Below are 12,868 nucleotides of genomic sequence, written 5' to 3'. Positions count from 1 at the left end.
CGCGATGAACGTCATGGACACCCGCGCGACCTCCGCAATGCTCTATCTCGACGGCGTGCACGTCTCGTTCGACGGCTTCCACGCCATCAACAATCTGTCGCTGACGCTCGAACCCGGCGAGATGCGTGCCGTCATCGGCCCCAACGGCGCCGGCAAGACCACGATGATGGACATCATCACCGGCAAGACCAAGCCGGACGAGGGCACGGTGCTGTTCGACGGCGTCACAGATCTGACGCGCCTCGACGAGACCCGGATTGCGGAACTCGGCATCGGCCGTAAATTCCAGAAGCCGACCGTGTTCGAGAGCCAGACCGTGCAGGACAATCTCCTGCTCGCGCTCAATGTCGATCACAGCGTCAAGGGCACGCTGTTCTGGCGCGGCAGCAAGCCGGAATCGGAACGCATCGACAAGGTGCTGGAGACGATCCGCCTCACCGAGGCGCGCAACCGGCTGGCCGGCAGCCTCAGTCACGGCCAGAAGCAATGGCTGGAGATCGGGATGCTGCTGGCGCAGGATCCGAAGCTGCTGCTTGTCGACGAGCCCGTCGCAGGGATGACCGACGTCGAGACGCATCTCACCGCGGAGCTTTTGAAAGAGATCAACAAGACCCACACCGTGATGGTGGTCGAGCACGACATGACCTTCGTGCGCGAGCTCGGTGTCAAGGTCACCTGCCTGCATGAGGGCACGGTGCTCGCGGAGGGTACCATCGACCAGGTCTCGTCCAACGAGCGGGTCATCGAAGTCTATCTGGGGCGCTGAGCGATGCTTGAGGTCAAGGACATCAACCTGTTCTACGGCGCGGCGCAGGCGCTGCGCGGCGTGTCGATCGCGGCCGAGCCGGGCAAGGTCACCTGCGTGCTCGGACGCAACGGCGTCGGCAAGACCTCGCTCCTGCGCGCCATGGTCGGGCAGTACCCGATCTCGTCGGGCGCGATCGTGCTCGACGGCAGCGACATCACGGGCCTGAAGCCCTACGAGCGGGCGCGCAAGGGCATCGGCTTCGTGCCGCAGGGCCGCGAGATTTTTCCGTTGCTGACGGTCGAGGAAAATCTCAAGACCGGCTTCGGTCCGCTCAAGCGCGAGGACAGGCACATCCCGGACGACGTGTTCTCGCTATTCCCGGTGCTGCAATCCATGCTGGGCCGGCGCGGCGGCGATCTCTCCGGCGGTCAGCAGCAGCAGCTCGCGATCGGGCGCGCGCTGGTGATGCGGCCAAAGCTGCTACTGCTCGACGAGCCGACTGAAGGCATCCAGCCCTCGATCATCAAGGACATCGGCCGCGCCATCTCGTATCTGCGCAATCTCGGCAACATCGCCATCGTGCTGGTCGAACAATATCTCGACTTTGCCTGCGAACTCGGCGACAGTTTTGCGGTGATGGATCGCGGCGCGGTGAAGTTCACCTGCGACCGCTCCAATCTCGACCCGGCCGAAATCAGCCGCCAGATGGCGCTGTAAGTCATTCTGCCGCGACCGGCTGGGGAGGCGGATGCGCAGCGACGTCCTGACGACAGCTTCGGTGTTTGAAGCCAATCGTGCCCGCGGCGCAGTGCGCTTCGACGTCCATGCGCGCGACGGCGTGACGCGGCGCGGGGTCGTGCATGAGTCCGGGTCCTTGCGTGTCCGCTTTCCCTCGCCGGAAGGAGAGGGCCTCTCCGGCGTGTTCGTCAACACGGCCGGCGGCGTTGCCGGCGGGGACAATTTCGATATCGACATTGCCGCGGACGCGGGTTCGCGCCTGACGCTGACCACGGCGGCAGCCGAGAAGGTTTATCGGGCGACCGGGGCGGCGGCGCAGCTCAATATCGCCTTGAAGGTCGCCGCGGGCGCGCATCTTGGCTGGTTGCCCCAGGAGACGATCCTGTTCGATCGCGCCCGTGTCCATCGGAGCTTCGACATCGCGCTCGATGAGACGGCCTCGCTCCTGCTTTGCGAGATCGTCGTGTTCGGCCGCACCGCCATGGGCGAGCGGATGGAGCAGGGCGAGTTCGTCGACCGCTGGCGGCTGCGCCGCGGCGGCAGACTCGTGTTTGCCGAGACCGTCAGGCTCGACGGCAATATCGGCGCAAAACTCGGGCGGGCGTCGGTCGCGAAGGGCGGCGCGGCGATCGGCACGGCTTTGATCGTGCCCGGTGACGAGGCGCTCGTGGATCGCATCCGTGAGGCCTCGGAATCGTTCTCCGGCGAGGTCGGAATCTCGGCCTGGAATGGGTTTGCAATGGCGCGGTTCTGTGCCCAAGATGCCGCGCGCTTGCGCGCCGACATGATGGCCGTGCTGGCGCGCACCGGTGCAGCGTTGCCGCGGCTCTGGCTGAATTGACCGGCTGAATTGATGAGTTGAACGGAAGAGATTCTTCATGAACCTGTCTCCCCGCGAAAAGGACAAGCTTCTGATTTCGATGGCGGCCATCGTCGCCCGCCGCCGGCTGGATCGCGGCGTCAAACTCAACCATCCCGAGGCGATCGCCATCATCTCCGATTTCATCCTCGAAGGCGCGCGCGACGGCCGCACCGTCGCCGAGCTGATGCAATCCGGCGCGCAGGTGCTCACCCGCGACCAGGTGATGCCGGGTATCCCCGAAATGATCCACGACATCCAGGTCGAGGCGACATTCCCGGACGGCACCAAGCTCGTCACCGTGCACGAGCCGATCAGGTAAAGACTATGCTCATTCCGGTGTTCGTCTCAGCGCCATCGACCGAGAACCTGAGCCCGGAGCAGAAGCTCGTTTATGATGCGGTTATCGCCGCGCTTGACGATCTCGGTTTGGAGGAACGCAGGCTGGGGCAATCGGACTACCCCGACGAAGCGCCGCTCAAGGAGGTCATCCAGATCTCACGGAGATGTTCCGGGGGAATTGTTCTTGGCTTCACTCAGACGCTCGTGCAGGCTGGGATCGCGAAGCCCGGAGTGCGGGACACGCCGTTGAGCAATGTGCCGATGCCGACACCATGGAATCATCTCGAGGCAGGAATCTTGTTCTCGCTGCGGCTTCCGGTTCTCGTCTTCCGCGAACCAGGAATCACGGGAGGAATTTTCGATGAAGGCGTCACGGATGTCTTCGTCCACAAGATGCCGACCGTCGCGGACTTTGGAAAGAAGCGGAGTCCTGTCCGCCAGGTCTTGATGAAATGGCAGGCGAAAGTCCGTGGCCACTATTATGAATGGGAGGGTTGATTGATCCCCGGCGAACTCTTCATCCAGGACGGCGAGATCGAGCTCAATGCCGGCCGCAAGACCGTGACGCTGACGGTGGCCAACACCGGTGACCGCCCAATCCAGGTCGGCTCGCACTACCATTTCTTCGAGACCAACCCGGCTCTGAAATTCGACCGCAAGAAGTCCCGCGGCATGCGCCTCGACATCGCGGCCGGCACCGCCGTCCGCTTCGAACCCGGCCAGACCCGCGACGTCCAGCTCGTCGCGGTGGCCGGCAAGAAGATGATTTACGGGTTTCGTGGTGATGTGATGGGAAAGCTGTGACATCCGGAGGAACGAGCGCGATGCGGTACGGTTGAGGCGAAAACGGAGGTCTTTGCCATGCTGACATCCATCCGCCTCGTGTCCAAAGCTGCCGAGTTCGCTGCGCGCCGCCACAACGGCATGGCGCGCAAGGGGCGCGGCAACGAGCCCTATGTCAATCATCTTGCCGAGGTCGCAAACCTGCTGGCGACCGCAACCGATGGCGCCGACGCCGAGCTGGTTGCGGCCGGCTGGCTGCACGATACGATCGAGGACACCGACACCACGCGGGAGGAACTCGCGCAGCGATTTTCCGAGCGCGTTGCGTCGCTCGTCGCAGAATGCACCGACGACATGAACCTGCCGAAGGCCGAGCGTCGGCGGCGGCAGGTGATGGACGCACCGAAAAAATCCGCCGGCGCGAAATTGATCAAGATCGCCGACAAGATCAGTAATATCGGCGCGCGCATTCAAACCGATCCGAGTGCCGAGGAGCGCGACGATCTCGCTGATTACTTCGCGTGGGCCACGCAGGTCGTTGCGGGCTGCCGCGGCGGCAATGCGTGGCTGGATGAGAAATTCGACGATGCGGTGAAAGCAACGAGGGCCTTGCTGTGAACGGCCAAAAATTCAAACGAAAACGGGGCTTGTGATGTCCGTCAAAATAAAGCGTTCCGTCTATGCCGACATGTTCGGCCCGACCACCGGCGACAAGGTGCGGCTGGCCGATACCGATCTCATCATCGAGGTGGAGAAGGATTTCACCGCCTATGGCGAGGAGGTGAAGTTCGGCGGCGGCAAGGTGATCCGCGACGGCATGGGGCAGTCGCAGGTCACCAACAAGCAGGGCGCGGCTGATACCGTGATCACCAATGCCCTGATCGTCGACCATTGGGGCATCGTGAAGGCCGACGTCGCGATCAAGGACGGCATGATCGCCGGCATCGGCAAAGCGGGTAACCCCGACATCCAGCCGGGCGTCACCATCATCATCGGCCCCGGCACAGACGTGATCGCGGGCGAAGGCAAGATCCTCACCGCCGGCGGCTTCGACAGCCACATCCATTTCATCTGCCCGCAGCAGATCGAGCACGCACTGATGTCTGGCGTCACCTCGATGCTTGGCGGCGGCACCGGTCCCTCGCACGGCACCTTCGCCACCACCTGCACGCCGGGGCCGTGGCACATGGGGCGGATGATCCAGTCGTTCGACGCCTTCCCGGTCAATCTCGGCATCTCCGGCAAGGGCAACGCCTCGCGGCCCGCGGCCCTGGTCGAGATGATCAAGGCCGGCGCCTGCGCGCTGAAGCTGCACGAGGATTGGGGCACGACGCCTGCCGCGATCGACAATTGTCTGTCGGTCGCCGACGATTACGACATTCAGGTGATGATCCACACCGACACGCTGAACGAATCCGGCTTCGTCGAGGACACCATCAAGGCGTTCAAGGGCCGCACCATCCACGCCTTCCACACCGAAGGCGCCGGCGGCGGGCACGCCCCTGATATCATCAAGGTCGCGGGCCTGAAGAACGTGCTGCCGTCCTCGACCAATCCGACGCGGCCCTTCACCCGCAACACCATCGACGAGCATCTGGACATGCTGATGGTGTGCCACCACCTCGATCCCTCGATCGCCGAGGACCTCGCCTTCGCCGAAAGCCGCATCCGCAAGGAGACGATCGCGGCCGAAGATATTCTGCATGATCTGGGCGCGCTCTCGATGATGTCCTCGGATTCGCAGGCCATGGGCCGCCTCGGTGAGGTCATCATCCGCACCTGGCAGACCGCCGACAAGATGAAGAAGCAGCGTGGATCGCTGCCGCAGGACAAGGGCAAGGACAACGACAATTTCCGCGTCAAGCGCTACATCGCCAAATACACGATCAATCCGGCGATCGCCCATGGCGTGTCGAAGCTGATCGGCTCGGTGGAGAAGGGCAAGCTCGCCGATCTCGTGCTATGGTCGCCGGCCTTCTTCGGCGTCAAGCCGGACTGCATCGTCAAGGGCGGCATGATCGTCGCTGCTCCCATGGGTGACCCGAACGCCTCGATCCCGACGCCCCAGCCGGTGCACTACCAGCCGATGTTCGGCGCCTTCGGCAAGGCGCGCACCGCGTCGTCCGTGGTGTTCACCTCGAAAGCCGCCATCACCGGCGGCCTCGCGCGGAAACTCGGCATCGACAAGAAGCTCTACGCGGTCCAGAACACCCGCGGAAAAATCTCGAAGAAGAGTATGATCCACAACGACGCCACGCCAAATATTGAGGTCGATCCGGAGACCTATGAGGTGCGCGCCGACGGCGAGCTTCTCACCTGCGCACCGGCCGAGGTGCTGCCGATGGCGCAGCGATATTTCATGTACTGAAATAGCGCCTCTACACATGTCCCCGGCGCGCAGCCGGGGAAGCGGATTTACGGTGTTGCGTTCGATCCCGCCTGGTCTAATGTCCCGCCCGGTATCTGAAGCCCTAAAGAAAAGCCGGGAGGAATTCTCGTGATTTACGTCGTCGCCACCCTGACCATCAAGCCCGAAACGCGCGCCGAATTCATCGCAGCCGCCACCGCCTGCATCAATGAGACCCGGAAAGAACCCGGCAATATCGCCTATGATCTGCATGAGAGCGTCACCGATCCCAGCAAGATGGTGTTCGTCGAGCAGTGGGAGAACATGGAAGCGCTGGGGCCGCATCGCGTTGCCGAGCACATGAAGACGTTCGGCCGTGTCGCGGTGAAGTGCTTCACGGCGCCGCCGAAGATCGAATACATCACGCCCGAGAAGGTCGAGACACGGTAACAGGGTAGAAACATGATCCGGGCGACGCAGGTTAAGGGACAGCACCGTTTCACGGAAACGCCGGCGGATACGGTGGTGCTCGACTTCGACGATCGGCACCGTCGCCGCATGGCGATGACGGGGACGCGCGGTCTCGAATTTCTGCTCGACCTGGAGAATGCCGTCGCGCTGCGCGGCGGCGATGCGTTGGTGCTGGAGGACGGACGGCTGGTCGAGGTGGTCGCCGCACCCGAGCCGTTGCTGGAGATCCGCGGCCACGATCCGCACCATCTCATCCGTGTCGGCTGGCATCTCGGCAATCGCCATCTGCCGACGCAGATCATGGCCAAGGGCCTGCGCATCCGCCGCGACCACGTCATCGAAGCCATGGTGAAGGGCCTCGGTGCGCGCGTGATCGAGATCGAGGCGCCGTTCGATCCCGAAGGCGGTGCCTATGCCGACGCCGGCCACGCGCATGGCCACGACGACCACGCGCATCATGATCACGGTCACGATCACCATGATCATGACCACCACGGTCATGATCATGCGGCGCATGACCACGGTCACAGCCACGACCATCATCATCACGACGAGCATTGCGATCACCCCGACCATCACCACGGCCACAAGCATGCTCATGACCACAAATGAGCCGGTCGCGGCCTGCGACCTCGCGGAGCGCGAGGCGGCGGCGCTGTACCGGCTGATGACCTGGCTTTCCCCGGCGTTTCCGGTCGGCGGCTTCTCCTATTCCAGCGGCCTCGAATGGGCGGTCGAGGCCGGTGACATCACGGACACCGCGACTCTGACCGAGTGGCTCGATGCGATGCTCGGCGATGGCTCGGGTTTCTGCGACGCGACGTTTCTGGTTCACGCTTATCGCGCCGCTGAACTGGGCGAGGGCGCCACCTTGAGCGATATCGCCGAGCTTGCCGCCGCTTTCGTGCCGTCGCGCGAGCGGCAGCTGGAGACGACCTCGCAGGGCCGCGCCTTCATCGACATCGCCCGCGCCGCGTGGGATGCCGACGGCCTGGATGCCATGGTAGCGGCATGCCGCACGCCGCTGGTCTACCCTGTGGCGGTCGGCGTCGTTGCCGCGGCGCACGGCGTGCCGCTGGCGCCGACCTTGCACGCCTTCCTGCATGCGCTGGTCTCGAACTGGATTTCCGCGGCCAGCCGGCTCATTCCGCTCGGCCAGACCGACAGCCAGCGCGTGCTGGTGAGGCTGGAAGCCGCGGTTGCCGCGACCGCAAACCGTGCGCTGCTTGCGACCTTGGACGATCTCGGCAGCGCGACATTCCGCGCCGACCTCGCCAGCCTGCGGCACGAGACGCAATATACGCGGCTGTTTCGGTCATGAGCGATGCGGAGTCTAACCGATCGTCGTCCCGGCGAATGCCGGGACCCATAGCCACAAATGTCTATGGTTGTGGAGCGCTGTGGCTCCAGCTCATGGCAACAAGTGACTTTCGTGGTTATGGGTCCCGGCCTTCGCCGGGACGACGATAGAGGTGGACATGGCAACTTCTCACGGTCCCTTGCGTGTTGGCATTGGCGGCCCGGTCGGATCGGGCAAGACCGCGCTGATGGACCTGCTCTGCAAGACCATGCGCGAGCGCTACGACATCGCCGCGATCACCAACGACATCTACACCAAATGGGATGCGGAATTCCTGGTGCGCTCGGGCTCGCTGACGCCGGACCGCATCGCCGGCGTCGAGACCGGCGGCTGCCCGCACACCGCGATCCGCGAGGATGCCTCGATGAATCTGGCCGCGGTCGCGGACATGCGCGCAAAATTTCCTGGGCTCGACCTCGTGCTGATCGAATCCGGCGGCGATAACCTCGCTGCCACTTTTTCCCCGGAGCTCGCCGACCTCACCATTTACGTCATCGACGTGGCGGCCGGCGACAAGATCCCGTCCAAGGGTGGCCCGGGGATCACCCGGTCCGACCTCCTCGTCATCAACAAGATCGACCTGGCCCCCCATGTTGGCGCCTCCCTGGAAAAGATGGAGACGGACGCCAGGCGCATGCGCGGGGCGCGTCCGTTCGTCATGACCAACCTGAAGAAGAGCCAGGGGCTCGACCGCATCATCGGCTTCATCGAGGCCAAAGGCGGCTTGAAACGGGCTGGCTGACGGACGCGATGACTTAACGCAGGCGTTTTTCTCCGTTAGCGCCCCGGCAGAGCTGCATCCGTGGAACAAATTTCGGACACGGCGATTAACTACCTCCGGTCCCCGGGAGCAAATCCATCCCGTCCTGACCATCGGCCGGGCGGATTAAGCTTTTCAGGCGACCCAAGTTGCGTGCCAATGCCTCCTCCTTCATTATCTCTGCCACCGGGGTTCACCCTGTTTCGGCACATGGCCGTTCGAGCGGCGTTCTTATGCTCCGTGTTTATTGCCGACCTCCTGCTTTTGCCTGAGTAGTCGCGTGGTCCGGCTGGGTTTCATCATCGGCTTCATCGCCCTGCTCGGAGCCCTGCTCTCCGGGCTTGCGGCCTATCGCGTCCACGATCAGGAGCTGGCGTTGGACCGGATCGCGCTGGCGCGCGCCCTCGACGTCCATGCGAGCCTGGTCCAAGACCGGCTCACCGAGCGCGAACTGCTCGCGCGGGTTGCCTCCGGCCTGTTCCGGACACCGTCGGTGCTCAAGCCGAACATGCTCGAACCGTTGCGCTCGGCCATCTATGCCTTCAAGACCGATTTCGTGGTGGCCGGCTGGGTCGCGCGCCTGAAGCCGAACGAGCTCGCCGATGCGCAGGCCGCCATCGCCAGTGCCGGCTTCCCCAATCCGCAGATCCGCACCTATGACGATAAGCCGCTCGACCCGGCAAGCGTCGCCCAGCCAGTCGACGTGCTGATGGACCTCGAACCGCGCAGCAACGAGACCAAGGCGCTGCCCGGCCGCAGCTACGACCAGGATCAGGTGCGCAGCGCCATGCTGACGCGCGCCAGAGTGGAGAAGAGGTCGGTTGCCTCAGAACCGGTTCCTCTCCTGCGCGCCGGCGGGCCGATCGGCATCATCGTGGCCGCTCCCGTCATCCCCGAAGGTGCGACCGAGCCGGCGGGCTTCATCACATTCTCTTACGAGCTCGCCTCCCTGATGCTGACCAACGACGACATGTCGCTGTTTGCGGTCGCGCTGAAGGATCCGCGCAGGGAGGGTGGAGAGCTCGTCGCCAATGATCAAGGCGTGGTCTCGGCCCGCACGACGGCGGCAGACGGGCCGGCGCCGTCGGCGACGCGCACGGTGAGCTTCGGTGGTCGCGACTGGCAGCTCGGCTATTATGCCAAGAGCAATTCGGCACGTCGCGCCGAGCAGACCGCGATCATCGTGGCGGCGATCGGCTTTGCGATCACCGCCATGGTGTGCGGTCTGTTCGGCTATGTCGCCTACAACAATTTGCGGCTGAGCCGGGAAATCCAGGTCAGAATCGGCTTCGAGCGTCGGCTGACGGCGGTGATCGACGAGCTCAACCACCGGGTCAAGAACATCCTGGCGGTGATCCAGTCGATCGTGACGCGCACGCTGCGCCATGGCTCCGACATCGACGTCGCGCGCGAGCTCCTGATCGGCCGTATCCACGCCATGTCCAACGTCGTCTCGCTGCTCAGCGAGAGCCAGTGGCAGGGCGTCAAGCTGAAAGGCCTGTTCGAGGCGCGCGCCATCCCGCATGCCGACCGCATCGCCGTCACCGGTCCTGATATCGCAGTCAGCGCGCGCGCGGCGCAGAGCCTGTCGCTGCTGTTCTTCGAACTCGCCTCGCATTCCGACGAGGGCCTGTCGCTGGTCGGCAAGCATCCGCACATCACCGCCGATTGGACGGTGACGAGTGAGGGGACCGGCGAGGTCTTCCATTTCCGTTGGGAGGAATTCAACACCAGCGAGGCGACGCGCCGCCCCGATTCCGATTTCGGTCTGATCCTGCTCGACCGCGTCGCGCCCGAGGCGCTCGGCGGCACCGCCAAGCGCTATTTCACCGACGTCTCTTATGTCTACGAGCTGACCGCACCGATGGAGACGGTCGAGGACATGACCGAGCGCGACCGCACCGACAAGCTTTCAGCACCGATCCGGCCGGCACGGTAATTCGAGGCTAGCTCTTAGGCCGCAGCACGAGGTCAACCAGATTCCGCGCGTAGGCGGGCGTGATCGGCGCGATGCCGAAGACGTAGCGGTAGAACAGGCCGCCATAGATCGCGTCGTAGAGATCCTCGGGCGCTCCTTCCGCCAGAATGCTGCCGTCGTTCTGGCCCGCGGCGATCATCTCCACCAGTGCGTCGCGGCGGAATTGCAGATAGCGGGCGTAGAACAGCTCGGCGGACCCGGTCTTGGAAATGCATTCGGAGATGACGGCGAGCTGGACCTTGCCGAACTCATCCTGGAGCGCTTCGGCATAGGCCGCGGCATGGCGGCGTGCGCGCGCGGCGGGGCTGCCGGAGCTCGCGGGCGGCAGCGGCAGCATTTGCGCGGCATGGTGGAGGAAGGCGTCGATCAGCAACGCCTCGCGGGACGGCCACCATTTGTAGATCGTCATCTTGGAGACGCTGGAGTGCCGCGCGACCGCGTCGATGGTGGTGGCGGCAAGGCCGGTCGCGGCCATCAGCACATAGGCGCTTTCGAGAATGGCGTTGCTGGTCTCCATCGACCTTGGCCGGCCGCGCCGGGGCGCGCTGTCGGTCTCGTCACCCCCGCCTTTCGCCATCGCCACGCCCGGTCTCCTCACGCAGAGTTAACCCGCATAGCGCAGCCGCCGCTTTCGGCCTAGCACAATCGCACGATCCTTTGGCTAGGCCTGCTGCCGCAAGGCGGCCGGCAAGTCCTGCCGCCTCGACCAAGAGACGTAATAGGCCACCGCGGTCATCGCGGCGAAACCGGCGAGGCTCACGGCGATCTGCATCACCACCAGATTGGCGCCGGTGATGAGGATGAGATGGCCGGCAAAGGACAGGAACACGGCGACGCAGAACACGGCGAGCCATTCCTCGCCGCATCTGATGACCGCCTGGAGCGGCTTCAATTGCAGCCCGGGATGATCCGCCGGAATGAGATGGGTCGCGAGGAAGGCGAGCGCGAGGAAGTGAACCACGCGGTAGGGCGCGAGGTTTTCCTTGTCGGTGGGCGCGATGCTGTTGAGGAGAATGTCCGGCAAATAGGCGGACAGTTCCGGCGAATGCCGCATCAAGGTGACGGCCATCGCGAACACGAGATAGGTCCCCGCGAGTATCCGCAGCCATGGCATGTCGCGCAGCGCGCGCCCGGGTGCGTCTGTCACGGCGAACCAGCCGCCCAGCACCATCAGCATCTGCCAGCACAGCGGATTGAAGGTCCATTCCTGATCGGGGTAGGCGCGAAAATTCCAGCCGTACCACCGCGCGCCGAGATACAGCGCGACCGACATCGCCAGCGTCAGGTTCGGACGTCGCAGCAGACCCCACAGTGCGAATGGGAAGAACGCCATCAGCGGGATCATCAGTTGCAGAAGGTCGAGGTTGAGCGGTTCTTCCTGGAGCACCAATCCCTGGACCAGGATGCGCAGGGGGTGCTCGAGAATCCCCGAGATATTGTATTCCTGAATGATCTCCGGCGCCATCGACTGCGAAGCGACATAGGCGATGGTGGCAATATAGATCACGAACAGCACGACATAGGCGGCATAGAGGCGCCAGGCTCGGCGGAAGATGCGCGTCGCCGCGACGACGTAGCCGCGCTCCAGCGCCATCCTGCCGTGGATGACGGCGACGCCGTAGCCCACGACGAACACGAACAGGTCCGCAGCGCCGCTGAAGCCGAAATTGCGTAGCGTCAGCAAATTGACGACGTTGTTCGGGATATGGTCGACGAACACCGACCAGTTGGCAATGCCGAGGGTCAAATACAGCCTGGCGTCGTGACGGAATGCGGCGAGGTTCGCCTTGACGGATGGTTTCATCGAAAAAATTAGCTTTTGGAATCACGGGCGCCGCTTTTAGCGGCAACCGCCAGCCTATCCGAGTAGCGTTTGCGTGAAGGAGCCCTATTGTCCGGCTGATGAAAAATTGCGCAAGGGCCGATAGCGGATCGCCTGGCCTCATTTGCTCAGCCCCGGACGCAACTTTCGCAATGGGAAGAGTACGCGCGAGATCAGAGAGCCACAGCAACTCAGACCATGGCTACTCGGCAGGCTCGGCCGAGGCGTCGTCGGAGACGCCGGCGCGGCTCGCCATGATGCCGAGGGCGACGCCGCCGATCGCCAGGATCGGCAACAGCCGCTTGACGCCGATGGCGCGAACGATCTGGAGACCCGTGGCGAGCAGCATGGGGTCCGCGAGCATGCTCTGCGCGGTCGACTTCGCGGCGCGCTCAGCCGCGATATGAGCTTGCTTGCGCAACTGCCGCTTGTAGGCCCAGTAGCTCACCGCCGCGGTGAGGGTCAGCAGGAAGAAAACGCCGGCACCGGCGAGGCAGGCTTGCACCGGACCATATTTTTCCAGCACCGAGATGAATGCCGCCGCGCACAGAAAGCACGTGGTGATGAAGAGCGCGAATGCCGCACCCGCAGCCAACGAGGTCAGCCGCACAGTCGTGCCCGTGGATGCAATGATCCCGTCGATGATGCGCTGAAACATGG

Annotated in this window: 16 protein-coding genes; 13 read left to right on the top strand and 3 right to left on the bottom strand. The window is 64.0% G+C overall.

Annotation, left to right across the window (positions count from 1 at the left end):
- Positions 1 to 4: 4 nt before the first annotated feature.
- The 13 genes from urtD to IVB31_RS06625 all read left to right on the top strand — a co-directional run bounded on the left by urtD (position 5) and on the right by IVB31_RS06625 (position 10,347).
- Positions 5 to 766 (top strand): urea ABC transporter ATP-binding protein UrtD, encoded by a 762-nt coding sequence (gene urtD / locus IVB31_RS06685; protein WP_247320083.1) that lies wholly within the window; start codon positions 5 to 7, stop codon positions 764 to 766.
- A 3-nt stretch (positions 767 to 769) separates the two neighbouring features.
- Positions 770 to 1,465, top strand: a complete 696-nt coding sequence (gene urtE / locus IVB31_RS06680; RefSeq protein ID WP_247320081.1) for an urea ABC transporter ATP-binding subunit UrtE — start codon at positions 770 to 772, stop codon at positions 1,463 to 1,465.
- A 31-nt stretch (positions 1,466 to 1,496) separates the two neighbouring features.
- Positions 1,497 to 2,327 carry an urease accessory protein UreD gene (locus tag IVB31_RS06675; protein ID WP_247320080.1) on the top strand — a complete coding sequence of 277 codons (831 nt, stop codon included), beginning with the start codon at positions 1,497 to 1,499 and terminating at the stop codon, positions 2,325 to 2,327.
- Between the two features lie 37 nt (positions 2,328 to 2,364).
- Positions 2,365 to 2,667 carry an urease subunit gamma gene (locus tag IVB31_RS06670; RefSeq protein WP_007605424.1) on the top strand — a complete coding sequence of 101 codons (303 nt, stop codon included), beginning with the start codon at positions 2,365 to 2,367 and terminating at the stop codon, positions 2,665 to 2,667.
- A gap of 5 nt (positions 2,668 to 2,672) precedes the next feature.
- Positions 2,673 to 3,185, top strand: a complete 513-nt coding sequence (locus IVB31_RS06665) for a hypothetical protein (RefSeq protein ID WP_247320079.1) — start codon at positions 2,673 to 2,675, stop codon at positions 3,183 to 3,185.
- Positions 3,186 to 3,491, top strand: a complete 306-nt coding sequence (locus tag IVB31_RS06660) for an urease subunit beta (protein WP_247320078.1) — start codon at positions 3,186 to 3,188, stop codon at positions 3,489 to 3,491.
- A gap of 57 nt (positions 3,492 to 3,548) precedes the next feature.
- Complete coding sequence (locus tag IVB31_RS06655) at positions 3,549 to 4,088, top strand: HD domain-containing protein (protein WP_247320060.1); 540 nt, start codon at positions 3,549 to 3,551, stop codon at positions 4,086 to 4,088.
- Positions 4,089 to 4,122: 34 nt separating this feature from the next.
- The gene (ureC, locus tag IVB31_RS06650; RefSeq protein ID WP_247320058.1) at positions 4,123 to 5,838 is read left to right on the top strand and encodes an urease subunit alpha; all 1,716 of its coding nucleotides are present in this window, start codon (positions 4,123 to 4,125) and stop codon (positions 5,836 to 5,838) included.
- A 129-nt stretch (positions 5,839 to 5,967) separates the two neighbouring features.
- Positions 5,968 to 6,267: a putative quinol monooxygenase gene (locus tag IVB31_RS06645; RefSeq protein ID WP_247320057.1), complete on the top strand. Its 300-nt coding sequence runs from the start codon at positions 5,968 to 5,970 to the stop codon at positions 6,265 to 6,267.
- Positions 6,268 to 6,279: 12 nt separating this feature from the next.
- On the top strand, positions 6,280 to 6,900 hold the full coding sequence (locus tag IVB31_RS06640) for an urease accessory protein UreE (protein WP_247320055.1): 621 nt from the start codon (positions 6,280 to 6,282) through the stop codon (positions 6,898 to 6,900).
- The gene (locus IVB31_RS06635) at positions 6,881 to 7,609 is read left to right on the top strand and encodes an urease accessory protein UreF (RefSeq protein ID WP_247320382.1); all 729 of its coding nucleotides are present in this window, start codon (positions 6,881 to 6,883) and stop codon (positions 7,607 to 7,609) included. Before IVB31_RS06640 ends, IVB31_RS06635 begins: the two co-directional genes overlap by 20 nt.
- Before the next feature lie 157 nt (positions 7,610 to 7,766).
- Positions 7,767 to 8,390, top strand: coding sequence for an urease accessory protein UreG (gene ureG, locus IVB31_RS06630; protein WP_247320053.1), 624 nt, complete (start codon positions 7,767 to 7,769; stop codon positions 8,388 to 8,390).
- A gap of 298 nt (positions 8,391 to 8,688) precedes the next feature.
- On the top strand, positions 8,689 to 10,347 hold the full coding sequence (locus tag IVB31_RS06625; protein ID WP_247320051.1) for an HWE histidine kinase domain-containing protein: 1,659 nt from the start codon (positions 8,689 to 8,691) through the stop codon (positions 10,345 to 10,347).
- 7 nt (positions 10,348 to 10,354) lie between these two features.
- Here the strand turns inward: IVB31_RS06625 and IVB31_RS06620 are convergent, their stop codons facing one another.
- The 3 genes from IVB31_RS06620 to IVB31_RS06610 all read right to left on the bottom strand — a co-directional run bounded on the left by IVB31_RS06620 (position 10,355) and on the right by IVB31_RS06610 (position 12,866).
- A complete protein-coding gene (locus IVB31_RS06620; RefSeq protein WP_247320379.1) occupies positions 10,355 to 10,963 on the bottom strand; it encodes a TetR/AcrR family transcriptional regulator in 609 nt (202 codons plus the stop codon).
- Positions 10,964 to 11,047: 84 nt separating this feature from the next.
- Positions 11,048 to 12,190 (bottom strand): OpgC domain-containing protein, encoded by a 1,143-nt coding sequence (locus IVB31_RS06615; RefSeq protein WP_247320049.1) that lies wholly within the window; start codon positions 12,188 to 12,190, stop codon positions 11,048 to 11,050.
- Positions 12,191 to 12,410: 220 nt separating this feature from the next.
- The gene (locus tag IVB31_RS06610; RefSeq protein ID WP_247320046.1) at positions 12,411 to 12,866 is read right to left on the bottom strand and encodes a hypothetical protein; all 456 of its coding nucleotides are present in this window, start codon (positions 12,864 to 12,866) and stop codon (positions 12,411 to 12,413) included.
- Positions 12,867 to 12,868 lie beyond the last annotated feature (2 nt).

Origin of the sequence: Bradyrhizobium sp. 21 (assembly GCF_023073335.1) — a bacterium.
GTDB lineage: Bacteria > Pseudomonadota > Alphaproteobacteria > Rhizobiales > Xanthobacteraceae > Bradyrhizobium.
Note: the sequence above shows the minus strand (reverse complement) of the source record. Positions and strands in the feature narration are given on the sequence as shown.